Annotated in this window: 20 protein-coding genes; 3 read left to right on the forward strand and 17 right to left on the reverse strand. The window is 71.9% G+C overall.

Translation table 11 applies throughout. From position 1 onward, the window contains the following. Nucleotides 1-203: 203 nt before the first annotated feature. Nucleotides 204-1,145 (forward strand): hypothetical protein, encoded by a 942-nt coding sequence (locus AB0F61_RS30215; protein ID WP_357816623.1) that lies wholly within the window; start codon nucleotides 204-206, stop codon nucleotides 1,143-1,145. Between the two features lie 286 nt (nucleotides 1,146-1,431). On the opposite strand, the gene AB0F61_RS30220 is transcribed toward AB0F61_RS30215, so the two are convergent. The 11 genes from AB0F61_RS30220 to AB0F61_RS30270 all read right to left on the reverse strand — a co-directional run bounded on the left by AB0F61_RS30220 (nucleotide 1,432) and on the right by AB0F61_RS30270 (nucleotide 14,826). Beyond that, a complete protein-coding gene (locus tag AB0F61_RS30220; protein ID WP_357816626.1) occupies nucleotides 1,432-2,235 on the reverse strand; it encodes a methyltransferase domain-containing protein in 804 nt (267 codons plus the stop codon). Nucleotides 2,236-2,265: 30 nt separating this feature from the next. After that, the gene (locus AB0F61_RS30225) at nucleotides 2,266-3,036 is read right to left on the reverse strand and encodes an ABC transporter ATP-binding protein (RefSeq protein ID WP_357816629.1); all 771 of its coding nucleotides are present in this window, start codon (nucleotides 3,034-3,036) and stop codon (nucleotides 2,266-2,268) included. Next, nucleotides 3,036-3,779, reverse strand: coding sequence for an ABC transporter ATP-binding protein (locus AB0F61_RS30230; protein ID WP_357816632.1), 744 nt, complete (start codon nucleotides 3,777-3,779; stop codon nucleotides 3,036-3,038). Before AB0F61_RS30230 ends, AB0F61_RS30225 begins: the two co-directional genes overlap by 1 nt. Next, entirely contained in the window at nucleotides 3,776-4,795 is a 1,020-nt protein-coding gene (locus AB0F61_RS30235; RefSeq protein WP_357816636.1) for a branched-chain amino acid ABC transporter permease, read from the reverse strand. Before AB0F61_RS30235 ends, AB0F61_RS30230 begins: the two co-directional genes overlap by 4 nt. Next, nucleotides 4,792-5,688: a branched-chain amino acid ABC transporter permease gene (locus AB0F61_RS30240; protein ID WP_357816639.1), complete on the reverse strand. Its 897-nt coding sequence runs from the start codon at nucleotides 5,686-5,688 to the stop codon at nucleotides 4,792-4,794. Before AB0F61_RS30240 ends, AB0F61_RS30235 begins: the two co-directional genes overlap by 4 nt. Continuing rightward, nucleotides 5,685-6,878, reverse strand: coding sequence for an ABC transporter substrate-binding protein (locus AB0F61_RS30245; protein ID WP_357816642.1), 1,194 nt, complete (start codon nucleotides 6,876-6,878; stop codon nucleotides 5,685-5,687). The genes AB0F61_RS30240 and AB0F61_RS30245 overlap by 4 nt, the downstream gene beginning before the upstream one ends. A gap of 47 nt (nucleotides 6,879-6,925) precedes the next feature. Then, a complete protein-coding gene (locus AB0F61_RS30250; protein ID WP_357239714.1) occupies nucleotides 6,926-7,330 on the reverse strand; it encodes a roadblock/LC7 domain-containing protein in 405 nt (134 codons plus the stop codon). A gap of 16 nt (nucleotides 7,331-7,346) precedes the next feature. After that, on the reverse strand, nucleotides 7,347-9,737 hold the full coding sequence (locus AB0F61_RS30255; protein WP_357816646.1) for a nitrate- and nitrite sensing domain-containing protein: 2,391 nt from the start codon (nucleotides 9,735-9,737) through the stop codon (nucleotides 7,347-7,349). A gap of 253 nt (nucleotides 9,738-9,990) precedes the next feature. Continuing rightward, nucleotides 9,991-10,473, reverse strand: coding sequence for a helix-turn-helix transcriptional regulator (locus AB0F61_RS30260; RefSeq protein WP_357816649.1), 483 nt, complete (start codon nucleotides 10,471-10,473; stop codon nucleotides 9,991-9,993). Nucleotides 10,474-10,698: 225 nt separating this feature from the next. After that, complete coding sequence (locus tag AB0F61_RS30265) at nucleotides 10,699-11,991, reverse strand: cytochrome P450 (protein ID WP_357816652.1); 1,293 nt, start codon at nucleotides 11,989-11,991, stop codon at nucleotides 10,699-10,701. 480 nt (nucleotides 11,992-12,471) lie between these two features. Beyond that, nucleotides 12,472-14,826 (reverse strand): AbfB domain-containing protein, encoded by a 2,355-nt coding sequence (locus AB0F61_RS30270; RefSeq protein WP_357816655.1) that lies wholly within the window; start codon nucleotides 14,824-14,826, stop codon nucleotides 12,472-12,474. A 344-nt stretch (nucleotides 14,827-15,170) separates the two neighbouring features. Between AB0F61_RS30270 and AB0F61_RS30275 the strand changes: the two genes are divergently transcribed. Together AB0F61_RS30275 and pdxY are read left to right on the forward strand one after the other, a co-directional pair. Then, nucleotides 15,171-15,965 (forward strand): serine protease, encoded by a 795-nt coding sequence (locus AB0F61_RS30275; protein WP_357816658.1) that lies wholly within the window; start codon nucleotides 15,171-15,173, stop codon nucleotides 15,963-15,965. A 142-nt stretch (nucleotides 15,966-16,107) separates the two neighbouring features. Next, a complete protein-coding gene (pdxY, locus tag AB0F61_RS30280; RefSeq protein WP_357816661.1) occupies nucleotides 16,108-16,959 on the forward strand; it encodes a pyridoxal kinase PdxY in 852 nt (283 codons plus the stop codon). A 27-nt stretch (nucleotides 16,960-16,986) separates the two neighbouring features. Here pdxY and AB0F61_RS30285 read toward each other — a convergent pair whose 3' ends face one another. The 6 genes from AB0F61_RS30285 to AB0F61_RS30310 form a co-directional block, all read right to left on the reverse strand. Next, nucleotides 16,987-17,319 carry a putative quinol monooxygenase gene (locus tag AB0F61_RS30285; RefSeq protein ID WP_357816663.1) on the reverse strand — a complete coding sequence of 111 codons (333 nt, stop codon included), beginning with the start codon at nucleotides 17,317-17,319 and terminating at the stop codon, nucleotides 16,987-16,989. A gap of 9 nt (nucleotides 17,320-17,328) precedes the next feature. Beyond that, nucleotides 17,329-20,640 (reverse strand): DUF87 domain-containing protein, encoded by a 3,312-nt coding sequence (locus AB0F61_RS30290; RefSeq protein ID WP_357816666.1) that lies wholly within the window; start codon nucleotides 20,638-20,640, stop codon nucleotides 17,329-17,331. Then, nucleotides 20,637-21,284, reverse strand: a complete 648-nt coding sequence (locus AB0F61_RS30295; RefSeq protein WP_357816668.1) for a hypothetical protein — start codon at nucleotides 21,282-21,284, stop codon at nucleotides 20,637-20,639. The genes AB0F61_RS30290 and AB0F61_RS30295 overlap by 4 nt, the downstream gene beginning before the upstream one ends. Further along, nucleotides 21,281-22,384, reverse strand: a complete 1,104-nt coding sequence (locus tag AB0F61_RS30300) for a DUF559 domain-containing protein (RefSeq protein WP_357816671.1) — start codon at nucleotides 22,382-22,384, stop codon at nucleotides 21,281-21,283. Before AB0F61_RS30300 ends, AB0F61_RS30295 begins: the two co-directional genes overlap by 4 nt. 73 nt (nucleotides 22,385-22,457) lie before the next feature. Then, nucleotides 22,458-23,876: a PQQ-binding-like beta-propeller repeat protein gene (locus AB0F61_RS30305; RefSeq protein ID WP_357816673.1), complete on the reverse strand. Its 1,419-nt coding sequence runs from the start codon at nucleotides 23,874-23,876 to the stop codon at nucleotides 22,458-22,460. Between the two features lie 136 nt (nucleotides 23,877-24,012). Next, the gene (locus AB0F61_RS30310; RefSeq protein ID WP_357816676.1) at nucleotides 24,013-25,059 is read right to left on the reverse strand and encodes a polysaccharide deacetylase family protein; all 1,047 of its coding nucleotides are present in this window, start codon (nucleotides 25,057-25,059) and stop codon (nucleotides 24,013-24,015) included. Nucleotides 25,060-25,355: the final 296 nt, after the last annotated feature.

Here is a 25,355-nt window from a genome sequence, read left to right on the forward strand (position 1 = left end):
ACACCCGACGCGCGGGCGCGCTCCTGGTCGGCCTGCACGCTATGCTGACCACGGCAGAGCGCCTGCCCGTGCCCGATGTGGTGGCCCACGCCCGACCGCATGCTGGGGCCAAGAGTCTCCGACTCCGCGCCGCTGTGTCGACTCCCGGCGTGCCAGCCACGCCGCCTGCTCGGTGGAGTGCGTGGGGCTGCACCGGAGGCGTCATGTCTGATCACCACCCGCGACGGACCCCCACCCCGGGACGTGCCCGCAAGCGTGCCATCCGGGAGCACGCGGCCCAGACCGGTGTCGCCTACTCGGTGGCCGCCCGCCACCTCGAGTCGGTTGGCCTGCGACCCGGCGAAACCCTCGCCACGTACGGGCGGACGATCTATCCGATCGGCTTCGACCCACATCGCCAACTGCTCGTCGAACGCCGTGAGCGGCGGTCGTTCGAGGAGCGGGTGTCGGACACCCGGCGGGCCGCGATCCTGCCGCACGGTCGCGCGCAGCACCTCGCCGAGCGCTTCCCGCCCAGCCGTGGGCGTACGGGCAGTGGGGTGGGCGTGCTCTACCACGGCGAGGGCCGCGAGGCACTGCTCGCGATGCTGTACATCGTGATCGTGGCCGAGTCGCCCGGGTTGCTGCCCGAGGTGGGGGACCTCGCCTGGATTGCGGAACTCGGCGAGGACACCGCGCTCGACACCGCCTGCGCCGAGATCGACCGCGAGGCCCGCCGGCTGCTCGACCAGGAGCCACTGGCCCTCTGGTCGGGCATCGAGGCGGCGCTCACCAGGTCCGAGCGCAGCCAGGACGGGCAGGTCCGCCAGGAGGCGATCCGGCAGTGCGCGCTCTTGGGCACGATGATGACGCCGCGGGTCGGGTACGCGGGCGAGCCGTACGTGCCGGGGCTGCCCGTCGCCGGTGCCCGGCAGATCCTCGACGCGCTGCTCATCGTCGCCGACGACGGCCATGCGCCGGGCACCCGGGTACGCCTGCGCAGGCTGCCGGACGACGCGGGGTCGGCCACGATCATCGGGGCGACGTGGGGGTCGTCGGGTCCGCCGGTGGGGTATCTCGTGTGGCCCGACGGGGCGACGGCGCCGCTGTCGGCCCGCGCCGACGACCTGATTGTCCTGGCCGGCCAGGAGTCGCTTCCCCGGTGAGTTGGTGATCGACTCGACTTCCGCGAGACACGCGGTGTCCAGATGCCCGCGACACCCCGACATCAGGGAAACCGAGTCGATCAAGCGCACACGACTGGCCTCGGAGGCGGCCCGCTGCTCCGTTCTGCGACGCGGTCCCGGCGCAGGCCGGCCGGGCCCCTGGGGAGGGAGCCCGGCCGGTGCGGTCGACGCCGTCGTAGAGCTGTCCGGAGCGCAGCGGGGGGCGTGCTGCGGCGGGAGAGGTACGGACGGCGTGACCGTGCCCCGCGCGGTGAACCGGCTGCGGTCAGCTCGGCAGACGGCCCCGCGTGGAGACGAAGTGGTACGACATGACGGCGAACCCGGGATCGCGGACCAGCCGCCGGAAGGCGTTCAGTTGCTGGGGTGACAGCCCCGCGGCGAGCAGGTCCGGCTCCAACTGGCGGGAGTTCGTCTCGTAGAGCGACGTCCCGGTCGAACCGCCCGCCCAGCTCTGCGAGTGGGTGATGGTGTCCAACTCGGTGAGACCGGCGAGGGCCATCTCGGTGTGCACGTCCTGCGCCCACCCCAGGTCGGCGCCGTGGTCCTCCAGGACACCCATCATGGCGTCCATGACCTGCGCGAAGAGCTTCGCGGCGTCGTCGGATGGTGCGGTCAGCACCCGCAGCGGCGCGGTGCAGTCGAACTCCTCGACCACCAGCCACCCGCCGGGAGCCAGCGCGCCGGCGAGCGTCCGGAGGACCCGCCGTCGATCGGGAAGGTGCAACAGCACCAGCCGGGCGTGGATCAGGTCGAACGCGTCTCCGGGCGGCGGTTCGGTACGCACGTCGTGTCGGCGTACGCGCAGGTTGCCCTGAGCGCTCAGGTGCGTGGGATCGATGTCGGTGGCCAGCACGTGGCCGTCGTCGCCGGTCGCGCGGGCGATCCGCCGGGCCATCGAGCCTCCACCCGCCCCGACCTCCCAGCAGGTCGCGCCCGGTCGCAGCACCGGGCGGGCCAGGCGACGCGTGGTGATCGGATCCAGGAAGGACTCCAGCGCGTGCATCTGGGCGACGGCGTCGGGTGCGCCGTTGTCGAACGTGTACGTGTCGTCGCTCGTATCGGTTGTCATCGGTGTCTACCTTTCCGTGGGGTCGGGTGACTACGGGGTGTCGGCCCAGAGCCGAGGGGCCGCTCGGTTGGGTGGGGGTGGCGGGGCGGCGGCGACGCTCAACATCGCCGCGAGCGGCGCCGGATCGACGCGCGCCTCGGCCGTCGGTCGGTCGTAGACCACCCGGCCGTACTCCAGCACCGCCACCCGGTCCGCGATCTCGATCGCGTGCTGGAGTTGCTGCTCCACGAGCAGCACGGTCAAGCCGTCGGCGGCGAGACCGTTGACGAGTTCACGGACCCGCGCCGCCAGATCGGGCGAGAGGCCCTCACACGGTTCGTCGAGCAGCAGCACCCGTGGCTGGCCGAGGAGGGCACGGGCGATCGCCAGCATCTGCTGCTCGCCGCCGGAGAGTTCGCAGCCCCGGTGTCGCAGCCGCGCCGCCAACCTCGGCAGCAGTTCGAGGGTGCGGGCCACCGTCCAGCCCTCGCCGCCGGGGGCGGCGGCCCGCCACGGCGCGGCCGCCAGGTGCAGGTGCTCGGCCACTGTCAGCCGGGAGAACACCCGTCGGCCCTGCGGAACGAGGCCGACGCCGGACTGGGCGATGCGGTGTGGTTGCCGGCCGGCCACGTGCACACCGCCGATCTCGATGCGACCGCTGGAGGCTCGCACCAGCCCGGCGATCGTGTGCACGAGCGTGCTCTTGCCCGCCCCGTTGCGGCCCACCACGGCCTGGATGCTGCCCGGACGCACCCGCAGGCTGACCTCGTGCAGCACGATCCCTCCGCCGTAGCCGGCGCACAGCCGATCCACCGACAACATCAGGCCACCCCGTCGGCGTAGGCCTGCCGCACCAGCGGCGAGGAACGGATCTCGTCCGGCGTCCCGGCGGCCAACGTCCGACCGTCGCGCAGCACCGTCACCGTGTCGGACAGGGCGTACACCAGGTCCAGTCGATGTTCGACAAGTAACACGGCGACCGCCCGGGGCAGCGCCTGGAGCAACTCGACGAGCCGACCGACCTCGACGGCGGACAGTCCGGCCGCCGGTTCGTCGAGGAGCAGCAGGCGGGGGCGACCGGCAAGGGCCATGGCGATCTCCAACTGGCGTCGTTGCCCGTGTGCGAGGTGCCCGGCGGGCACCGCCGCGACATCGGCGAGACCCATCTGCTCCAGCAGCGGGCCCGCCCGGTGGTGCGCGTCGCGCCGGCGTGCGCCCGGCCACCACCGGCGCTGAGGAATGACCCGCGGCAGCGCGGCCACCACGACGTTCTCCGTCGCGGTGAGCGTCGCGAAGACCGCGGGTCGTTGGTGGATACGGTTGATTCCCCGCCGGGCCCGGGCCGCCGGCCCGAGCCGACCGACGTCCCGTCCCGCGAAGCGCACCGTGCCGCGTTGCGGTCTCGTGGACCCGCCGAGCACGTTGAGCAGTGTCGTCTTGCCCGCGCCGTTCGGGCCGATCAGCGCGTGCCGCTGCCCGTCGTGCACGCACAGGTCCACGCCGGCCAGCGCGGCGAGCGACCCGTACCGCACGCTGACGTCCTCGGCGCTGAGCAGGCAGGTCATCGGCGTAGCTCCGGGATCGTGGCCCGGTCACGGGCCGGTGGCGCGTCCGACCGGGCCGACGCGGCACGCGGCGGGCGTAACCTGCCCCGGGCCCGGCTGACGCCGCCGGGCAGCAGGTAGACAGTCGCCACGAACAGCACCCCGAGCACCAGCGGCGCGTGGCCGGGCAGCACCCCGAACAACCAGTCCCGCACGGCGATGACAAGCGCCGCGCCCACCAGGGCGCCACCGACCGAGGCGGTACCGCCGATGACGACACCGAGCAGCAGCAGCGCGGACGTGTCGAAGCCGAAGTCGGCGGGGGAGATGTACTGCTGGGCGACGACCAGGAGCGAGCCGGCCGCACCGGCGATCGCCCCGGCGGCGACATGGGCTCCGGCAACGTACAGCGGCACCCGGTGGCCGCTGGCCCGCAGTCGCGTCTCGTCGTCCCGGCCGGCGCGCAGCAGCAGCCCGGCCCGGGTACGCAGCAGCACCAGCACCGCGCCGACAAGCGTGGCCACGACGACCAGGGCGTACAGGTAACGCGCCTGGTCGCTGGCGAGCGGCGGGAGACCCCAGAACGGGCGGACGGCGGGGATGCCGGCCAACCCGTCCGTGCCACCGGTCACCGACCGCCACCGGCCGAGGACGGTGACGACGAGTTCACCGATCGCCAGCGTGATCATCAGGACGATCACCCCTCGGGCGTGCACGACGAGGGGCACGGTGAGCGCGGCGAGCACCGCCCCGGCGGCCGCCGCGACGGCGAGCTGCACGACGCCGACGTCGGAGATCCGGCTGCCGAGCACGGCGCAGGCGTAGGCGCCCGCCGCGTACGGCGCGGTCTGGCCCAGGGTGGGCATGCCGGCGACGCCGGTGAGCAGGGCCACGCTCACCCCGACCAGGGCCAGCGCCAACGTCCGGGCGAGGATCGCCGTGGTGTAGTCGTCGACCGCCCAGGGCGCCACGACCAGGCCGGCCAGGACGAGCGCCGCGACGGCGCCGCGCGCCCGCCGAACCACCTCGTCCCTCATGCCGCCCTCCAGGTGCCGGCCAGGCCCTGGGCCCGCACGGCCAGCACCGCCGCCATGGCGGCGAACAGCAGGAACGGCGCGGCGGACGGCAGGAGCGCCACTCCCAGCGTCTGGATCTCGCCGATCGCGAGCGCCGCCAGCAGGGTGCCCCCCATCGAGCCGAGACCGCCGAGGACGACGACCACCAGGGACAGCAGCAGGACGGTGTCGGCGGTGCCCGTGCCGGGGCCGATGATGGGCGCGCCCAGAACCCCGGCCGCACCGGCCAGCGCGCCGGCGGCGGCGAGCACACCGGCGCGGATCCGCGCGGGACTCACGCCCAGACAGGCGACCATCTCCGGGTCGTCGACGGCCGCGCGGACCAGCATCCCGGCCCTGGTGCGCCGCACCACGAGGTAGAGCGCGGTGGCGAGCACCGCCGCGACGACGATGAAGACCAACCGGTACGCGGCGTAGCGGTGCCCGGCGACCACCACCGACCCCTCCAGGGCGGCGGGCACCCGGACCTGCGGATCGTCGGGACCGAAGCCGGCGACGAGCAGGCTGCCGCCGGCCAGTGCCACCCCGAACGTCAACAGCGCCTGACCCAGGTGGTTACCGGTGGCGACGGGTGTCAGCAGGCCGGCCAGGAGCACACCCGCGGCGGCGGCGGCAAGCACACCGACGACAAGCGCCAACGCCAGACTGGCCCAGCCACCGTCGAGCACCGCCGCGGCGGTGTAGCCGCCGATCGCGTAGAGCAGCCCGTGCGCCAGGTTGAGGATGTTGGCGACGCCGAAGCAGAAGACCAGGCCCGACGCGGCGACGAACACGAGCAGCCCGTAGGCGACCCCGTCCAGTGCCGGGATCAGGTACGGGTCGATCCGGTTCAGGCCGGCCGCCACAACGGTCACCGGCCGACGGTCGCGAGGTCACCCACGACGGTGTTGGACAGCGCCCGGCCGTCCTGGCGGACCTGCCGCAGGTACCACTTCTGCACCGGGGAGTGCGTGGAGGTGGAGAACTGCCAGGTGCCGCGCGGGCTGGCGATCTGGCCGAGCTGGCCGATGGCCGTGTTGATGGCCTCCGGAGTCGGGTTGCTCCCGGCGGCGCCGATCGCCCGGTCCAGCACGGCCGCCGCGTCGTACGAGGCGAGCGCATAGGTCGTCGGTGAACCGTCGTGCTTGGCCTTCCACGCCGCCACGAAGGCGCGGTTCTCCGCGTTGTCCAGGTCGGGCGAGTAGTTGAGCACCGAGAAGATGTCCCGGGCAGCCTCGCCCTGCGCGTTGAGCACGCCGCCCTCGGTGAGGAACCCGGCCGCGTACAACGGGACGTCCTTGATCTCGGACTGCGCGTACTGCTTGACGAAGTCGACGGCGGCGCTGCCGGCGTAGAAGGTGTAGACGGCCGCCGCGCCCGAAGCCTTGATGCGGGCGAAGTACGGAGTGAAGTTGGTGGTGGTCGGGAACGGGGTGAAGGTGGTCTTGCCGTCGGTGTTCGCGAGTTTCCCGCCGATCTTGCCGAACGCGTCGGTGAACCCCCGCAGTTCGTCCCAGCCGCCCTGGTAGTCCGGGCCGATCGCGTACACCGAGCCCTGCACGTTGTCGCGGACGTGTTGGGCGATCGCCGCCCCGGGCTCGTCGGAGAGGTACGAGGTGTGCCAGACCCGGGAGACGTCCTTGAGTTCCGGTCGCCCGTTGGAACCGACGAGCGGCACCTTGGTCTCGTCGAGCAGCGGGGTGACCCCGGCGACCGATCCGCCACCGACGATGCCGGTGAGCGCGGCCACCCGGTCCTGTTTGAGCAGTTTGGTGGCCGCCGGCACCGCGGTCTGGGCGCCGTTGCCCTCGTCAGCGACGACGAGGTCGACCTTTCGACCGCCGAGCTTGCCGTCGTGGGTGTCCAGGTAGAGCTGGAAGCCGTCGCGGATCTCCGTACCGACCGCCTGGTACGTCCCGGACAGGGACGCGAGCAGGCCGATCTTTATCGAGCCGCTGGCGCTCGTGCCCGGCGCGTCGTCGCCGCACGCCGTGCTGGCGGTGAGGACCACCGCGAGCAGTGTGGCGGTGAGGGCATGGCTGCGCCGAGGGTTGGTGTGAGGCATGTCTTCTCCAGGGGAAGTGGGTCGCCGGCGTGGGGGCGCCGGGGTGGTCAGCGGCTGCGGGCGAGTGCCGCCCGGGCCGCGGGGGTGAGGGCGTCCCCGATCCGGTTGGCCAGCTCGGTCATCTCGTAGGAGACCTTGCCCACGTCGCACTCCGGTGCGGCGAGCACCAGCAGCGAGGCACCGTCGTTGAAGGCCATCGAGAACATGAACCCGCCCTCGAGCTGCGTGACGTTGGAGATCACCGCGCCGGCGTCGAAGAAGGCGGCCGCCCCGCGTAACAGGCTGACCAGCCCACTGCCGGTCGCGGCCAACTGGTCGGCCCGATCCGGGGGCAGGTCCCGGGTGGAGGCCACCATCAGGCCGTCGCTGGAGATGGCGATCGCATGGCTGACCTCGGTCGCGCGCGCGGCGAAGCTGTCCAGCAGCCAGCCGAGGTCCTGTTGGTCGCTCACGTGCTCTCCTGTCGCGTCATTTGTTGCCGAGGTTGATCGGGGTGCGCCTGCGGTTCGCCACACCTCGCGCGTACGCGGCCATCGCCGTCGCCACCTGGGCCGGGTCGCGGTACTCGGACCGCTGTTGCTGGTGGGGCACGCTCACGCCGCCGGGCACGAGATGCCGTTGCGGCTCCCGTTTCGGCAGGCCGGACGGGGTGGTCGTGGCGACTTCGGGGGTGTGCGCCTGGGCGGCGGTCTGCCAGGCGTCGTCGGCGGGGCTGGACCACTCTCGGCTGTCGTCGCCGTCGGTGGCGTCCGTCTGGAACCAGTGGTTGACCTGTTCGAAGATGAGCAACTCCTCGGTGGGCGCGTCACCCCGGTCCGGGGCCGCGGGAGTCGGTCGGAACACCGGCGCCGCCGGCAGGGTCCGTTCGGCCGGTGGGCGTCCGGCGGTGGGCTCGGGACGCGGCTGGTACGGCGGCGGTGGGCTGGCCGTGCGCGCCGCCCGCCGCGAGAGGCGCCCGGGTGCGAGCAGGTACTCCTCCGGTGGCAGCGACCGGATGATCGACGCGGGCAGCGTCGCCTCGGCGAGGGTGCCGCGCCGGGGGCCGCGTCGCAACTGGACGGTGGCGCCCAGCCGGGCCGCGAGCTGGCCCACGACGACCAGGCCCATCGCCCGTACGGCCGCCACGTCGATGGCCGGCGGGTGGGCCAGCAGTTCGTTGAGCTGCTGCATCCGCTGCGGGGACAACCCCATGCCCTCGTCGCTGATCTGGACGATGACGCGGTCACCCAGGCTCCGACCGCTCACCCATGTCTCGCTGCCGGGCGGCGAGTACGTGGTGGCGTTGTCCATGAGTTCGGCGAGCAGGTGCACGACCTCGTCGACGGTCTTCGCCGCCACCGCGACGTCCCCGTCGATCATGCCGAGCCGGATCCGCGCGTAGTGCTCGATCTGGGACAGCGCGGCCTGGAGCACCTGTTGCAGCGGGACGTCGCGCTGGCGGACGCGACCGACACCGACGCCACCGAGCACGAGCAGGCTGGCGTTGATCCGTCCCATCCGGGTCGCCAGGTTGTCCAACGTGTACAGCTGGTGGAGCCGGTCGGGATCGGTCTCGTCCCGTTCGACGAGGTCGACCTGGGCCAGCACGGCGTCGACGAGTCGCTGTTCGCGGCGGCTCAGGTGGATGAAGATGTCGGCGGTGTTGGCGCGCATGACGGCCTGCTCGGCGGCGGTGCGCACGGCGGCCTGGTGAACCGCGCTGAACGCCTGGCCCAGCTCGCCGATCTCGTCGTCGCTCGACGGTTCGAGGGCGGCGGAGGCCTGTTGGTGGGCCAGCTTGTGCGGGTCGACGGCGGCGCTGCCCGGCTGTTGGAGCTGGGCCACCACGGCGGGGAGCTGTTCGAATGCCACGGCGTTCGCCGCGTCCCGTAGGCGACGAAGCCGCCGGGTGATCTGCCGGGCGACGGCCCAGGTCACCAGCGCGGTGAGGAGCAGTGCCAGCAGGACGCCTACCGCCTCGGCCACGGCCCGGCGGCGTTGGTCGGCGTGCGCGGCCCGTACGTCGTCGCCGACCGCGGCGTCGACCCGTTCGCGCAGGTCGGCCAGGCGGGCGGCACGCGCCTGGGTGGTGGACACCCAGCCGGCGGTCTCCAGTTGCAGTCGTGACCCCGGCTGGGCTCGCGACACCTCGTCCTGCATCCGTTGCAGGGCGAGCGCCTCCTTGCCGGTGCCGGCCTGCTCCCACCAGACGCTCCACTCGGGCGGGGCCAGGGACAAAAACGACAGGCTCGACTCGGTGTAGCTGGTCCGGGCCGCGGTGATGTCCTGTTGCGTGGCGGGGGTGAGTTCGCCGCCCGCGACCGCGCGCAGCACGGCGACCTGCTGTTGACCGATCGCCTCGGCCGTCTTCGACAGGGCCGCCGAGGCGCGGATCCCGTCGGCGAGTCGGGCGTTGACCACGCCGTGCGAGATGTTCTCCCGGAAGCTGATCAGGTCGGCGATCGCGATCCGGTAGCTGAAGGTCATCGCCGACACCGAGGCGTGCGCCGCCGTGCGTACCTGGGTGCGCAGTGGGGCGAGGCTGTCCAGGGCCGCGTCGATGCGGCGCAGGAGGGCGCGGTTGGTGTCGGCGTCGGCGGACAGCCGGTCCCGCTGTGCCCGGTAGCGGGCGACGGCGTCGTCGGTGGCGGCCAGTTCCACGCCGAAGGTGTCCTGCTGCTCGGGCGTGGGGTAGGTGAGCAGGTCGGCGGCGGCGATGCGTTCGCGTTGCAGCCGGTAGGCCAGGTCACCGGCCTCCGCGCCGACCTGTGCCAGGATCCGCAGGTCGCTGGCGCGCGCGGTCTGGCGTGCGCTCTCGGTCAGCGCGAGACCGGCGAAGCCGATCACGGCGACGAGTGGTGCCGCGACGATGAGGCGCATCCGCCCGGCTATCTTCCAGCCGCGTCGGCGGGTCGGGTAGGGTCTGGCCGCGTGGGACCGGGTGCTCGACGCCAAGATTGACTCCCACGACTCGTCGATGACGGTCTATCCGCACGTTGCCGAATGCAAGTCCCATTCGGCCGGAAGCCGCGCTCGTAGACCAGACCTGGCCGTGGTACAAACTGCCCGTACCAGCATCTGTACCCAACGTCAGCGGTTGGTGACACCGCGAGACCGGTCCGGATCGGTGCGGTCAGCGCTGGTCGTCGAGGGGGTCGACGCGGGAGTGTCGCCGCTCCGCGTCGTCCGGGCCGGGTGGGCCGTTGAGCACCTGACCGATCAGTTCACGCAGCTCGTCGATCGCGTCCACCACGGCGCCCGGGTCGCGCGCGTCGCGGCGCGCGCGTTGGCGTGGCACCGGCTGATCCCGCCGCACCGGTTCCGGGGCGCGGGGGCCACGTCGGCCGTCGGCCGCCAACTGCTCGGCGGCCACCTGCGGCCACAGTGCCGCGAGCCGGCCGCCGGTGCCGAGCACGTCGTCGCAGCGCAGCGCGAACTCGTGACTGCCGAACCGGCGACCCGACTCGACCGCCGCCACCGTCTCCCGGCTGAACCGCACCAGATCCGCCAGGGCCCGTTGGGTGAGGCCCCGTCGAACGCGGCACTCCCGCAGTTCCCAGCGGAACCGTTCGCTTGCCGCGGCGGGAGCAGAACTCGACGGGGATGTGTGCTCCATGCGCTCACCTTCGTGGCTACGGGGAATCAGCAGTGGATGCCAGATCGAGATTCGCCGATGAGCTGAACATTCACAGAGGGCAATTCTTAACCCAGGACGCGATGGGTGTGAAGACGTTCACCGACATGAATCGTCGGGCCTGGTGGAAAGGTGGGTGGGGCAGGCGACGTCGCCCGGCAAGCACTCGGTCCGCCCGCGGGCGAGCCAGCTGGCGAGCGCTCATGGTCAGGCGGCTGCCGCTTCGGTGGCCGCCGCACCGTGCGTCGCCGGAACGTCGGCGGGTCCCATGATATCGATTACCGCGAGCAGCGTGTGGTGGGCGCGAAACGCGACATTGGGCTTGTACGAGCGCTGTTGCGCGGTCGCCAGGCGGAGGCCGGGAATTGCTTCGGTGAGTCTGGTGATGGTGATCTCGGCCTCCAGCCGTGCCAATCCCGCGCCGATGCAGAAATGCGGGCCGTGGCCGAACGAGAGATGATTGCCCACGTCCGTCCGGTCTGGATCGAACTGGTCCGGGTGGGAGAAGACCGCGGGGTCGCGGTTCGCCGCCCCGATCAGCAGCAGGCAGCGCGCCCCGGCGGGAATCGTCACCGCTCCCACTGTGACGTCTCGGCTGGTCACCCGTAGCCAGCCGTCGATGGCGGGCGCGAACCGCAGGGTCTCGGCAACGAACGCGGGGACAGCCCTCCGGTCGGCGGTGAGGTCCGACCAGCGCCGGGGAGTGGACAGCGCCTGGTCGAGGGCGTGGGCGAGCAGGCCGGCGGTGGTCTCGTGGCCGGCGACCAGGAGGTTGAACGCCAGGCTCGCCACCTCGGGCACGGTCAGCACGGCGTCGTCGTCGTCCCGGTAGGCAAGGGCGCGGCCGATGAAGTCGTCGCCCTGGTGTCCACCGTCCACGCGCTGGCGGACCAGATCCTCGCAGTAGTGCCAGAAGTCCAGCAGGCCCTGCGCCAGGCGTACCTGCTCGGCCGGGTCCGGTTGCCCCCAGACGAGAGCGATCTGACCGTCCGCCCACCTCCGGATCCGCGCGACGTCGACGTCAGGCACCCCGAGGATGTCCAGGACCACCAGCAGGGGGAGTTCGGTGGCGAGCTCCGGGATCAGGTCGACCTGGTCGCCCTGGCGGGCGGCGAGCCGGGAGACCAACTGGTCGACCCGCCGCCGGACGATCGCGCCGTATTCGGCCTCGACCCGCTCGGCGGTGTTCGCGAAGGTCGCCCGCAGGGCCCGGCGGGTACGGGGATGCACAGGTGGGTCCGCGGCGGCGGTGGTGGGTGGCGCGTCGAGTCGCATGAGCACGTTCATCGCCTCGGGGCACACCTGGTAGACCGGGGCGAGGGTGAGGGTGTTGGCGAACGTGGTGGCGTCGGCGAGGGCGCGCCGGACGTCGGCGTGCCTGCTGATCAGCCACAGGCCCAGATCCTCGGCGTAGTGCACCCCGCCGGGGTCGTCGAGAATTCGCCGCCACATGCTTGCCGGATCGGTGAGATAAACTCCGGCGAACGGATTCAACCGCATGGAACGCCTCCTGGTGAACGCGGCGCGAAAACCGGCAGCGCCCCCATTCGGCGATCCACGCAGTCGGGCCGATAATGGCGCTCAGCTGCCTCTGGCTTTTTACGGTGCGCTGAGCGGCTGCGCAAGTCAAGATTGGTCGACATCTATTTATTGCCGGGCATGATTGCTTTTGCAATGGACGGCTGAGGTCGGCCGGATGCAAGTTGCGGCTCGGTCCTTGCCGCCGGTCACGCCCGGTCGGCAGGCCGTCGCGGGGTCGGTGACAGCGCGACGACCAGGGACGGCTGCCGCGGACAGCCGACCATGACCGACGGTGGCACCGATCCGCCGCTCTCCCTCATGACCGGAGAAACGACCTCCCGCACGGCAGGTGACGCGCGCGTCCGTACCCCGGCCGGCGGCCCGCGCGTCGCGGGAGGCTTCCAGCCAGGCCGGAGCCTCCCGCGACGTCCTACCGTGCCGAGGTCGCCGCCTGTGGGGTCAGGGCGCCCACGGGGTGGCGATGGCCCAGGTGCTGTCGGCGGTCCACAACGTCGGCGTGTTGTACGCGTCGCCGCCGGTGCCGTTGCTGAGCCAGATCTCCGAGTTGTAGTGCCGCAGATATCTGCCCCGGAAGTTGTACGACTCCAGCGACACACCCGTGCCGGTCAGTCCGACACGCGCGCACCAGGTGGCGTCGGCCCGCAGGAGCGCCGAACCGTCGTCCGGGGAGTTGCGGACCCGGGAGTTCTGGTGGCGCAGGTACTGCCCGGGGACGTTCACCGATTCGAACGAGTAGCAGCCGGCATCGGCCAGGCCGGCCCGGATCGTGTACGTGGCGTCGGCCTTGAGCAGGCTGGGGCTCCCGGCGTCGACCACGTCGGTGTACGCCAGGCTGTCCCGGTGGCGCAGGTAGCGGTTGGTGAAGCCGGGCGTGGTCACCTGCAACGACCGTCGGGTGTTGACCGGCAGGGCGACCGGCGCCGAACTGCCGATGGTCTTCGAGGCGTTGATCAGGGCGGTGTTGGCGGCGCGGACCCGCGCCTGGTCCATCTTGACGACCTGCCGGTCGTAGGTGAGGAACCCGTTCAGCTCGCCCTCCAGATCGGTGATCTCGGTGTAGACCGAGGCGCTGAGCCCCGTGCCGAGCATCAGGTTCTGGGTGCCCTGCACCAGACCCACGTACCGATCGGTGAGGGCGCTCGAACTGGTCTGCCACTCGTAGGCGAAGAAGTTGCCGCTCGGGCTGTACTCGTGGCCCGGGGTGTGCAGGCCGAGACCGCCGAACTCGCCGAGCACGGAGATCCGGTTGCTCGACGGCACGGGGGAGTCCGGCCCGAGGTAGACGTGCCAGTCGTCGATGTCACCGTTGCCGGGGTTGCCGAGGGACTGGCAGCAGTTGTGGCCGCTGTGTGGGTTGACCAGGCGGGTCGGGTCCTGGTTCTTGATGTTCTGCGCGACCCGCCGGGTGTCGGCGAGGGACCGCTCGCCCCAGCCCTCGTTGTACGGCGTGTACGCGATCACGGCTGGCGAGCTGCGGTGCTCGTCGACGATCTCGCGTGCCTCGGCCTCGAACTGCGCCTGCTGGGCGTCGGTGGGGTCGATGTCCTGCGCGGTCAGCGACGGGATGTCCTGCCAGACGAGCAGGCCGAGGCGGTCGGCGTGGTAGAACCAGCGCTGCGGTTCGACCTTGATGTGCTTGCGCACCATGTTGAAGCCCAGGTCCTTGTGCTTCTGCAGGTCGAAGGCGAGGGCGGCGTCGGTCGGGGCCGTGTAGAGCCCGTCCGGCCAGAAGCCCTGGTCGAGGGTGCCGACCTGGAACACGAACTGCCCGTTGAGCTTGGGGCGCAGCACCCCGTTGACCAGGCCGGTGGTGATCTCCCGCATGCCGAAGTAGTGCGCCGTCCGGTCCACTGTGGTGCCGCCGGCGCTGCGCAGGGTCACCCGGAGGTTGTAGAGGAAGGGGTCGTCGGGTGACCAGCGGCGCGCGTTGGGCACCGGGACGCTGAACTCGGTGAAGCCGCCGGTGGCCGATCCGACCACGGTGCTCCCGTTCAACGCCTCGGCGAGCACGCTGTGCCCACTCACGTCGCCCCGGGTGAAGACCCGGACCCTCAGGGTGTTGGTGCTCAGGTTGGGGTGGAGGTCCACGCTGGCGATGGAGGCGGTGGGCACCGGCTCCAGCCACACCGTCTGCCAGATGCCGGAGCTGGGGGTGTAGAAGATCCCGCCGGGTGTCTTGGTCTGCTTGCCGATGGCCGGCAGGCTGCCGTTCTGCCGGGTGTCGGTGGGGTCCCAGACCTTGACGACGATCTCGTTCGTCCCGGCGGTGAGCTGGGGAGTCACGTCGAAGGTGAAGGCGTCGTAGCCGCCGGTGTGCGCGCCGACCCGGACACCGTTGACCCAGACGGTGCTCTGCCAGTCGACGGCGCCGAAGTGCAGCAGGGTCCGCCGCCCCGACCAGTTCGCCGGGATGGTGACGGTGCGTCGGTAGAACAGGTAGTTGCGGTTGTCGTTGGCGGCCCGCTGGATGCCGGACAGGGCGCTCTCCACCGGAAAGGGCACGTTGACCCGCTCAGGCAGATTGGCGCCGAACTGCGGGGCGTCGTCGGTGGCCGACTGGCGTAGCTGCCACTCGCCGTTGAGGTTGAGCCAGTCCGGCCGCGTCATCTGGGGTCGCGGGTACTCGGGCAGTGGTGTGCCGACCAGGGCCTGGTTGGTCCAGGGAGTGGTCAGTGGCGGCGTCTTGGCCGGTGCGGCGTGCGCCGGCCGGGTTGGCGCGGCGAGAACGCCGACGACCAGGGCGAGGATGAGCAGCAGCGGCAGGGCGGGGCGGATGGGGACCTGACGTGTCATGCCGTCTCCGAGGGGCGAGTCGCCGCGGGCGGTGCAGCCAGGCCCGAAGCGCGTGGGTGGTGGGCATCGGGTGGTCACTGACGAGGGACGGGCGTCATCGACGGATGTCGGTGGGACCTCCACGCGCCGCCGCCGACAGGCGCATCGACATCCATCATTGCTTGTACAACGTTATAGAGCCACTGTGGCGCTGCCGTCAACGCTTGTGCGCCAATGCGAGATCCATAACCTCGGTGGTACGACCCAGAGAGGATGGCCCCCTAGATCCATATCTCTCAATATGATGACCGCTATCTCGAATGGGGTGCGCTCACGAGGCGTGCCATCCTGATGCGGAGGAATGCATGGTTCGCTGGCGTACCCTCACTGGCCTGTTGGCTACCGCGTTGGCCGCGGTGACCGCGGCCAGCCTCACTCTCACCGCGCCGGCCGCGGCGGCCGACAACCCCATGACGCCGAACGTCGTCGGCGGCACCCGCGCCGCTCAGGGTGAGTTCCCGTTCATGGTGCGGCTCTCGATGGGGTGCGGCGGCGCGCTCTACAGCTCCCGGCTGGTGCTCACCGCGGCACACTGCGTGGGCGCGACCGGCACCAACACCAGCATCACCGCGACCCTCGGGACTGTCGACCTCCAGTCCTCCAGCCGGATCACCGTCCGGTCCAACTACGTCTACCGCGCTCCCGGCTACAACGGCGCCGGCAAGGACTGGGCGCTGATCCGCCTGGCCACCCCCGTGACCGGGTTGAGCACGTTGAAGATCGCCACCACCACCGCGTACGACAGCGGCACCTTCACCATCGCCGGCTGGGGTGCCGCGCGCGAGGGTGGCGGCCAGCAGCGGTACCTGCTCAAGGCCACCGTGCCGTTCGTCAGCGACTCCACCTGCAACGCCAACTACGGCGGCGACCTCATCCCCGCCGAGGAGATCTGCGCCGGCTACGCCAGCGGCGGCACGGACACCTGCCAGGGTGACTCGGGCGGCCCGATGTTCCGCCGCGACGCCGGCAACGCCTGGATCCAGGTCGGCATCGTCAGTTGGGGCAACGGCTGCGCCCGACCCAACTACCCGGGCGTCTACACCCAGGTGAGCTACTTCGCCTCGTCGATCGCCTCCGCCGCGGCGAGCCTCGGCGGCTGACCGTACGACCGCTCGGGCGGCCCGGACGACGACGTCCGGGCCGCCCGTCGTGCCGTCACCGGGAGGTCGGCGGCGAGTGGGCCACCCGACAGATTCGGCGGGCCGTGCGTGCGGCCCCGGCCGCGACGGCGATGATGGGCCGGTGAAGATCCTGTCCATCCAGTCGTCGGTCGCCTACGGTCACGTCGGCAACTCGGCGGCGGCGTTCCCCCTGCAACGGCTCGGGCACGAGGTCTGGCCGGTCCTGACGGTGCACTTCTCCAACCACACCGGGTACGGCGCGTGGCGTGGGCCCATGCTGCCGGCCGCGGACGTGGCCGAGGTGATCGCGGGCATCGCCGACCGTGGGGTCCTCGGCGACGCCGACGCGGTGCTGTCCGGTTACCAGGGCGACCCGGCCATGGGCGCGGTGATCCTGGACGCGGTCGAGAAGGTCAAAGCGGCCAACCCGGCCGCTGTGTACTGCTGCGACCCGGTCATGGGCGACGTCGGACGGGGGATGTTCGTCAAGCCGGGCATCCCCGAGTACCTGCGGGACACCGTCGTGCCGCGTGCGGACATCATCACCCCCAACCAGTTCGAGCTGGACTTCCTCGCCGGCCGTGCGACGAACTCGCTGGCGGAGGTGCTCGACGCGGTCGACGTGGTGCGCGCCACCGGGCCGCGTCACGTCCTGGTGACAAGCGTGCTGCACGGCGACCTGCCGCCGGGCTCGCTGGAGGTGGTGGCCGTCTCGGACGAGGGTGCCTGGGCGGTGACCACCCCGCTGCTGCCGATCAACCCGAACGGCGGCGGCGACGTCACCGCGGCGTTGTACCTGGCGCACCTGTGCACGACCGGTTCACCCGCGGTCGCGCTGGAACGCACCATCGGCTCCGTCTTCGCCGTCCTTGAGGCGACCCTCGCGGCGGGCACCCGGGAGATCCAGTTGATCGCCGCGCAGGACGTCATCGCCGATCCGCCGGCCCGGTTCACCGCCCGCCGGCTCCGCTGACGGCGGGCGGGTCGAGCGGACCGCCCGTCAGCGGCTCTCGGGGACGGCCATCTCGCCCAGGAGCGACCAGTCGTCCTGGGGCACCGTGGCGTTCACGATGCGCGGCGTCTCGGCCAGGTGCGGCGGCAGGGTCTCCTGCGCCGCGCGGAAGTGCGCGGACTGCACGTGGGCGGCACCGGCCTGGTCGTCCCGGAACGCCTCGACCAGCACGTACTCGGTCGGGTCGTCCACACTGCGGGACCAGTCGAACCACAGGCAGCCCGGCTCGGCCCGGGTCGCCTCGGTGAACTCGGCGGCGATCTGCGGCCACCGGTCGGCGTGCTCGGCCCGGACCCGGAACTTGGCGGTAATGAAGATCATGGCCCCAGGCTACCCAGCCGGGCGGGCGCGGGCGACGACCTCCTCGGGAGTCAGCGGCGCCTTCGGATGGTGGGTCAGGCACAGCGGGGTACGGACCTTGACGAACGAGAACCCCTCGCCGGCGGCGTAGAACTCGCCGCTGTTGAGCAGGCCGATGTCCGGAAGCCGCCCGCCCTTGGCCTCGGCGAGTTGCCGGGCCGCGTCGATCTGCGCGGGCGCGTTGAGCAGTCCGAAGAACTGTGTCGTCGCGTTGCCGGAGATCTGGTTGTGCAGACCCTTCGGCGCCTGGGTGGCGAAGACCAACCCGAGCCCGTACTTGCGGGCCTGCGAGGCGAGCGCGATCGAGCTGGAGGTGCAGGCCGTGGTGCCGGTCGACGGCACGAGCGTCTGCGCCTCGTCCATCACGAACAGCCCACCCAGCGGTCGGTCGCCGGCGGGGTGCCGTTTGATCCAGGCGAAGAGTGCCATCTGCAACTGGTTGACGAAGCTCTGCCGCTCCTGGTCGGAGGTGAGGCCGACGAAGCTGATCACCGACACCCGGGCCCGCCGCCCCGGCGACGGCGTCAGCAGCAGCCCCGGGTCGGCCGGTGCACCGACACCGCCGAAGAGCGGATCGGTGACCATCGCCGCCTTGAGCGCCTCGGCCAACTCCTCGGCGAGCTTCCCGGCGCGGGCCAGCCGGCTGACCCCCTCGGGCAGATCGGTGAGGAACTCGGTGAAGCCGGGCAGGCCCACCATCCCGCTTCGCGCGTACGCCTGGAGTGCCTCGGTGAGGACGGCCTTGCCCTGCTGGGCGAGCCGGCTCGTCCGGTCGACGCCGGCCCGTGGGGCGAGCGCCTCCACGGCGGAGCGGACCGCCTGGTCGAACTCGTCGGGCCAGTCCCGCAGTGAGGTGAAGTCCGGCAACGGTTGAAAGCTCAGCGGTCGACCCGCGGTGACCCGCGGCGTCCACACCACCACCTCCGTGTGGGTGAGGTAGTCGGTGGCTCGTTCGGCGTCGCCGGGACCCCAGCCGCCCGGCGGTGCGGGCCACGCGTCACCGAGCCGGGCGAGGTCGTTGTTGGGGTCGAGCACGATCGCGGAGACACCCTCGCGGGCGCACTCCTCGACCAGTCGACGGATCAGCACCGTCTTGCCCGAGCCGGACCCGGCGAACACGACGGCGTGCCGCCGCAACGACTCCAGGGGCACCGTGAACGGGTGATCACCGTCGGCGGTCCGCCCCAGCCCGATGGTCCGGGCGCCGGCACCGGCCACGAGGCCGACCGGGTCAGCGGGCACGGCCACGGCGACCGGGCCGGTCGACGGTCCGCCGGTCACGGCGGCGACCGGCGCGCTCGTCGGGTCGGGCTCGACACCACCCGACGGAGCCCCGGCGTCGTCGGACGCTGTCCCGGCGTCGGCCGACGGTGTCCCGACGTCGCCCGGCGGCGGCACCCCGTCGTCGGGCGACACCGGCGGTACGCCGTCGCGGGGCCGTTCCGGCCCGGGCAGGACCGCCCGGAACAGCTCGGTGCCGCTGGCCGGACGACGGGCCACCAGCCACTCCTGCAAGGCCGTGGACGGCTCGGCCGCCAGCACCCGCAGGGCCGCGAAGACCCGCAGGTCCGCCTCCGGCACCGCGCGCCGGAGGCCGCCGGCCGCGTCGAAACCGGTCAACACCTCGGTCGTACGCTTCCCGGTCGGCCACGGGCCGTTGCGCAACAGGATCAACCGCCGTTGTGGGAGGTCCCGATCCAGTCCGGCCAGCGTGCACGCGGCCTTGACCCGGGCGGTCACGGCAAGGGCGTTGGGGTGCGCGACGGCCCGGAAGCACCAGTGCGCCTCGTTCTCGGTGGCCTCGTCGAGCACCTCGATCAGCCGCCCGTGCAGGGCGGGCTTGCGCCCGGGCGGCGGATCGAACTTGTAGGTGGCGCCGGTCGGCGCCTGCTCGGCGATCCAGGCGGCCAGGCCGGCGGCGAGCAGCGGTGGCATGTGCTCGTCCTCGCCCGCCGGGTCGACGGCGGCCGACACGTCCGCGGCCTCGATCAGTTCGGCGAACCGTTCGTCGAGCTCGCGCAGGCGGTGTTCGCCGATCGTCGGGACCGCCGCCGCACCGCGCACGGTGGCGGTCGTCGGCGTCGAGTCGGTGCCGTCGATGAGTCGGTCGAGTTGGACCACCTCGTCGCGGTCGCGGCACCAGGCCACATGGCGGTCTACCCGGCGCAGCAGGGCGCGTGGCGTCAGGGTGGGCGCGTCGGCGAAGGCGGCCGGGGCGATCGGCCAGGTGGGGTGGGGTGGTGCGAAGTGCGGACCCGCGAACGCGGCGGCGAGGCGCTTCGCCACGATGGCGTGCCCGATCTCCGGGGTGGGGATCCGGTCCGGCAGGGTCGCCGCCCGGAACCGGTCACCGACCGGAGTGGGCACGGTACGTGTCATCAGCACCCAGGTGTCCGGCAGACACGAGACGACGACAAGCGTGCGGCGGGTGATGTCGCGGAGCTTCAGCAGGCCGTCGGCGATCGGACCGAGCACCTTGGCCTGGCCGTCCTCCAGTCCCTGGTGCTGGTTGAGCAGTGAGGTGCTGGTCTGGGCGAACAGCGTGTCGAGCTGGTCCACGGCGATCACCGTGGGGTCCAGGGTCAGGGCCATCAGCCGGGAGATGTCCTGCACGATCTGCTGCGGGGTGCGGATGGCGCCGCTCAACCCCCACGCCGCCCGCGCGGCCGGGTCACCCGGTTCGGAGATCAGGTGGGCGTACCCGACGTCCTGTGCCTCGAAGTCGATGGCACCGTGCAGGACGAGCGCCCGAGCGGTGTCCTGGGCGTCCCGTCCGACTTCCCGGTCACGGGCGCGCAGTGCCCAGATGAAGGCGTCGAGCTGCGCACGGCTCACCGGTCGGGCACCGGCGACGGCGTCGCGGACCTCGACCGGCAGGCCGAGCTGGGGGGTGAGTCGGCGCAGGAAGGTCTTCAGCTGGGTGCCCCAGCCGACGTGGGCGCGGCCCATGCCCTCCACCAGGGCCAGGGCGACGCTCTCCCAGAACGTCTTGCCGCTGACCATGTCGACAAGGAAGAAGTAGCCGCCCTCGCGCTGGATCCGTTCGCGTACCGCCCCGAGCAGGTGCGTCTTTCCGGCGCCCGCGCGGCCCTGCATGGCCACGCCGAGCGGCATGCTCGTGTCGTCGGTGCGGGCCCGCGCCACCCCGCGCAGGATCTCCGCGACCACCTGCTCGTGCAGCTCCGGCACATTGTGCGGGCTGGGTCGCCAGACGTCGTCCGGGGTGACCGCCGGGTTGAGACTCACCGCTTCCAGCGCGGCCCGCTGGCCGTCGGAGATCATGCCGCGCCGATCGCCAGGGCGTGGTTGTCCTCGTTCCCGATGCGGACGGCCGCGGCGCGGTCCCGTGTGGTCAGCGACTTGGTGTTCGCCACCGGGATGATGCGGACGTCCTCCTGGCCGACCATCGCCCGCAACGCCGCGTCCAGTGACGCCCGGTCGGTGTCGGCAAGCCGGTCCCGAACGTCGGCGAGGCCGACCCAGGCGCCCGGTGCGGCGGCCAGCTCCCGGTACGCCGCCCGAACCAGCGCCTCCACCTCCGTCGCGGACGCAGTGGCCGGTGCGTCGGTCTGCTTGAAGAAGTCACCGTGGCTGATCCGGAGCCGGTCCAGCGAACGGTGCAGGTTGGACAGGACGACGAACAGCGACCGGGTCGTGGAGCCACCCTGCTTGGGCGGGGTGGAGGTGTGCAGGTGACGGACCACCCGCCAGCCCTCGTCGGTCAGCTCGTGGGCGAACGGCCGGTGCGTCCGATCGGTCTCCACCAGACCCAGGTCGACGAGCTTCCTGTTGTCCTGGCCGGTGAGCGTGAAACCGGCCAGCTCCTTCAGCTCGACGTTGCTGACTCGGCGCGCCTCGACCATCAGCACCACGAGGGCGTTGATCTGGTTCGGCGTCAGGTGCGGGACGTCCGCCGGGCTGGTCATGATCTCTCATCTCCGTCGGTGTGCGTGCCGTCCGCGCGTCGCCGGATCAGCAGCCGACGGATCCCGTCGACCACCGCCGGCGCGTCGGTGAGCACCTGCTCGTTGGTGAAGCGGAGCACGTCCAGCCCGAGGAGTTGCAGCTGCACGTCCCTCCGCCGATCGTTGGCGAAAGCGATTCGCCCACGATGCTCCGGGCCGTCCACCTCGACCGCAAGACCCTCGGCGGGCCAAAAGAGATCCAGTCGGTAGGACGCACCCAGCACGTGCCACTCGTAGGTGTGGTTCCACCGCCGGCCCCGCGCCCAGTCGTGCGGGGCGAGCGCGCGTTCGAGTGCCTGCTCGGCCGCGCTGTCACCACGCGGCACCCCCGCGATCGGCGGCCAGGCCAGCACCGTCGGGCCCGGCTGTGCGGACGTGGCCGCAGACCGGTCGGTCGAGCTGACCAGCTCGGCGAACCGCACCGGCACCAGCATCGGCACCGACCGCACCCGGTCGGCATGACGCAGCGGCCCGCCGGCCAACCACACCGTGAAGCCGCCGTGCCGCACGAGCCACTCGGCGGCGGCCACGAGTGTCCGCTCGGCATCCGCGCCCAGGTCGGGCAGGGCGATGACGAGGAGACTGCCCTCCCGGTCGTACGCCTCGGCGAGCACCCGGGCGAGCCCGGCGGCGCGTACCCCCGGGGCGAAGCGGGACCGGCCGGCGGGCCGGCGCGGACCGCGCAGCCCACGCTCGGCGAGGTCGGCGAGGAACGGGCCGAAGTGCCGGGATCGGGCTGCGGCGCGGGCCGCGAGGGCGCGTACCGCCGCCACGCCGAGCGTGCCCTCGCTCTCGAAACGGTCCGCGCCGGCCAGCCAACGGGGGAACATCGCGAGCGCCGCGGTGTCCAACTGATCGAGGAGGTCGTCCACGAGGTCGCCGAGCGGACCCACCACCGTGGGCCGGTAGTGCACGACCGCCGGCGCCGCCGGCGGCAACGGGTCGAGTGCCACCCGCAGCACCTCGGGGTCGACGGCCGGCAGGTGACTCACCCGCCGCGTGGGCGGGGCGGCCCACCAGGCCCCGTTGGCCTCGCCGTCGGCCCGGACGGGGTGCGCCATGCCGGCACCCTACGACAGGGGGAGGCCGATCGGTGTCCCGTCGGTGTGCCGGCCCGGCTGCCGCGACCGCCGCTCAGCGCAGGCGGCGGATGTCGCCGAACGCCCGGTAGAAGCCGCCCCGGCTGGACTCGCGGACCTCGGTCACCAGATAGCGGGCGCCCGGCTCGCGGATCCCCTTGGGAAACTGCACGGACCAGTCGTGTCGGTAGCCGTCGGACAGCACCTGGACCCGCAGCCGGCCCCGGTCGTCCAGGCACTGCACGACCACGCCCGCACCGGAGTCGCTTGTCACCTCCACGATCGTCGGCTCCACCGGCCGTGGCGCCTGGCGGGGGGCCTTGACGTCGCGTACCTGGGGCACGTCCCCGGCCTGGGCCGCCCGGATCGCCGGCTCGCTCGCGTCGATGCAGGCCAGGTGGCCGCCGGTGGTGACGACGTAGAGCCGGTCGTCGTGGTACTGCATGGAGTACGCCGAGCCGCAGCCGGTGCCGAGCTTCCACAGCCGGGTGCCGGCCGCGTCGAAGCAGTAGATCGAGGACTGGCTGTCACCGGCGAAGACGTACCGGCCGCCCTCGGCGGTGGCGCAGGAGAAGACCGGGGCGTCGCACCGGTAACTGCCGTCGAGCCGGCCGGCCTTGGACAGCCGCACCACCTCGCGGGTGCTGGTCCCGGCGAACACGCTGCCCTGCTCCTGCCAGCCGAACAGCACCGAACCGGTGCTGGTGTGCCACAGTTCCTGGCCGGTACGCCACTCGTAGCCGGTCACGCCGCGCGAATGGCCGTGGTAGATGGCGTCGTCGTCGCACCGCACCATCCAGGCCGAACGCCCCCGCCCGGGCCGGCGCCACAGGAACTCGTCCTCGTGGTCGACGGCGGTGATCCCGCCGTCGGCGTCCGAGACGCCGAGGACGCCGTCGTGGATGTCGAGCCAGTAGATGTCGATCTCCGGGGCGATCGCGTACGCCACCCGGGGCACCTTGCCGGAGAGGTCGTAGACGTTGCCGTCGTCGCAGCCGGCGTAGATCCAGGCGTCGTCGGCGACGATGCACTTCACCCCGTCGGGAAGGCGGACCTGGCCGCGCACCCGGGCGTCGTGGTCGAGCGTGGTGATCACGCCGTGCTCGTTGCCGACCATGCAGTGCCGCCCGTCGACGAAGATGCCGAAGGCGGGTGCCCCGGAGTCGTAGCGCCAGAGAACCGGGGCGGTGTGGGCGGTGGAGCGGGTGCTGACGATCTGTCGCCGGGAGACGGTGCGCTTCTGTCGGACGCCCGGGACCGCCGGCGCGTAGCCCTTGCGGACCTTCTCCCCGATCTTCTTGGCCGCGGCGGCTCGGGCCCGGGTGTTGTCCGGGTAGGCGGTGGCCTTGACCTGCCCCTGGTCGCCGATCCGGCCGTAGCGCACGGTCAGCGTGGCGTTGTCGACGATGACCTCGTAGAACTTGTGCGCACCGTCCACTTCGGACAGTTCGAGGTAGGTCGTCTCCTGGGACATGAGGGCCTCCGGGGGTCAGCGACCGGCCTGGACGGGCCGGCGCGGCGACAGTGCCCACACGCTAACGGCCGCCACCGACACGATCGGGCGGGTGCCCGGAGAACCCCGGGCACCCGCCGACATCGGCCCGGTGCGCTCAGCCCGCGGTGCAGGAGCGGATCTGTGGGCGGGCGCTGCTGTTGCCGTTCGTCATCGTGGTGAAGCCGAAGGTGTTGCCGCTGCCGTTGGACCGCACGGTCATGACGGTGCCGCTGCTGTCCCAGGTGGCGGTGCCGTTCCAGATCGTGGAGACGCGTTGCGGCGAGGTGATCGCCACCACCACCGTCCACGTGCTGGCGCCGCTGACCGTCACCGACGTGTTGTACCTGTCACCCCAGACGTTGGGGGTCGTCGCCGTCGCGGTGCAACTGCCGTTGCCCGGGGGCGGGGTTCCCGTGCTGGGCGGCGGGGTGCCGGTGTTGGGCGGCGGGGTCGTGCCGTCGGGTGCGACCGCACGGCCGGTGGACGGCGAGATCATGCCGGGGCACAGGTTGCGGCTGGTCAGGTTGGCCATGATCTGCGGGATCGCGTCGCGGGTGTTCTGGATTCCGTCGTGCATGAGGATGACCTGACCGGCCTGGAGGCGGCTCGCGTTGGACACGATCTGGCTGACGCTGGCGCCGTTCCAGTCCTGTGAGTCCACGTCCCAGATCACCTGACGCATGCCGAGCGACGACGCGACGGACTGGAGGGTGGAGTTGGTCTCCCCGTACGGCGGCCGGAACAACTGCGGTCGGACGCCGGTCGCCGACTGGATCGCCGAGCTGGTCTGGGACAGGTCGGACTGCATCTGGGACTGGCTCATCGAGGTCATGTGGGCGTGGCTCCAGCTGTGGTTCCCGACCCACATCCCGGCGGACACCTGCGCCTGCGCCGCGGACCGGTTGTTCTGAGCGTTCTGCCCGATGTTGAACATCGTGGCCCGTACGCCGTTGCTGCGCAGCACGTTGAGCAGCGTGCCGGTGCTGCTGGTCGGGCCGTCGTCGAAGGTGAGGCCGACGTAGCCGTTGCAGGTGGCCGCGCTCGACGGGGTCGAGGTGGCGGCGAGAACGACGCCGCACATCGCGGCGGCGGTGGTGAGGGCGGCAAGCGCCGCGCGCAACCGCCTGGACCGTGGGGCCGTGCTGAGGGAGTTCCTGGTCATCTGGTGCCCCTTTCCGGGGGCCCGGACGTGCGCCAGGGTGCGGGCAGCACAGGCCGGGCAGGGGTGGACAAGTAGGGCGGCCGAACGGACCATCGCGACGTCGACCGCATTGACCTCGATGGATCGGAGTATTGCAGCGGGATTTCCGGAGCGTCAACAACTTCCGGAACTATCCGGAAGCATCCGGGATGATGTCTGACGTCTTATGCCGAGCCCATCGGGGAAGGGTGGTCGGCGGGGCAGTCGGTCGGCCGTCGTCGCGTCCGGCATTCGGGGCAGCGTCATCCGGAAAGGCG

Source organism: Micromonospora sp. NPDC023888, assembly GCF_040639415.1.
In the GTDB taxonomy this organism is placed as follows: domain Bacteria; phylum Actinomycetota; class Actinomycetes; order Mycobacteriales; family Micromonosporaceae; genus Micromonospora.

What these genes read in the sequence shown, in the direction of transcription:
- AB0F61_RS30215 (WP_357816623.1), top strand. Translation starts at nt 204, where the DNA reads ATGTCTGATCACCACCCGCGACGGACCCCCACCCCGGGACGTGCCCGC.
- AB0F61_RS30220 (WP_357816626.1), bottom strand. Translation starts at nt 2,235, where the DNA reads ATGACAACCGATACGAGCGACGACACGTACACGTTCGACAACGGCGCA.
- AB0F61_RS30225 (WP_357816629.1), bottom strand. Translation starts at nt 3,036, where the DNA reads ATGTTGTCGGTGGATCGGCTGTGCGCCGGCTACGGCGGAGGGATCGTG.
- AB0F61_RS30230 (WP_357816632.1), bottom strand. Translation starts at nt 3,779, where the DNA reads ATGACCTGCCTGCTCAGCGCCGAGGACGTCAGCGTGCGGTACGGGTCG.
- AB0F61_RS30235 (WP_357816636.1), bottom strand. Translation starts at nt 4,795, where the DNA reads ATGAGGGACGAGGTGGTTCGGCGGGCGCGCGGCGCCGTCGCGGCGCTC.
- AB0F61_RS30245 (WP_357816642.1), bottom strand. Translation starts at nt 6,878, where the DNA reads ATGCCTCACACCAACCCTCGGCGCAGCCATGCCCTCACCGCCACACTG.
- AB0F61_RS30255 (WP_357816646.1), bottom strand. Translation starts at nt 9,737, where the DNA reads ATGCGCCTCATCGTCGCGGCACCACTCGTCGCCGTGATCGGCTTCGCC.
- AB0F61_RS30260 (WP_357816649.1), bottom strand. Translation starts at nt 10,473, where the DNA reads ATGGAGCACACATCCCCGTCGAGTTCTGCTCCCGCCGCGGCAAGCGAA.
- AB0F61_RS30265 (WP_357816652.1), bottom strand. Translation starts at nt 11,991, where the DNA reads ATGCGGTTGAATCCGTTCGCCGGAGTTTATCTCACCGATCCGGCAAGC.
- AB0F61_RS30270 (WP_357816655.1), bottom strand. Translation starts at nt 14,826, where the DNA reads ATGACACGTCAGGTCCCCATCCGCCCCGCCCTGCCGCTGCTGCTCATC.
- AB0F61_RS30275 (WP_357816658.1), top strand. Translation starts at nt 15,171, where the DNA reads ATGGTTCGCTGGCGTACCCTCACTGGCCTGTTGGCTACCGCGTTGGCC.
- AB0F61_RS30285 (WP_357816663.1), bottom strand. Translation starts at nt 17,319, where the DNA reads ATGATCTTCATTACCGCCAAGTTCCGGGTCCGGGCCGAGCACGCCGAC.
- AB0F61_RS30290 (WP_357816666.1), bottom strand. Translation starts at nt 20,640, where the DNA reads ATGATCTCCGACGGCCAGCGGGCCGCGCTGGAAGCGGTGAGTCTCAAC.
- AB0F61_RS30295 (WP_357816668.1), bottom strand. Translation starts at nt 21,284, where the DNA reads ATGACCAGCCCGGCGGACGTCCCGCACCTGACGCCGAACCAGATCAAC.
- AB0F61_RS30300 (WP_357816671.1), bottom strand. Translation starts at nt 22,384, where the DNA reads ATGGCGCACCCCGTCCGGGCCGACGGCGAGGCCAACGGGGCCTGGTGG.
- AB0F61_RS30305 (WP_357816673.1), bottom strand. Translation starts at nt 23,876, where the DNA reads ATGTCCCAGGAGACGACCTACCTCGAACTGTCCGAAGTGGACGGTGCG.
- AB0F61_RS30310 (WP_357816676.1), bottom strand. Translation starts at nt 25,059, where the DNA reads ATGACCAGGAACTCCCTCAGCACGGCCCCACGGTCCAGGCGGTTGCGC.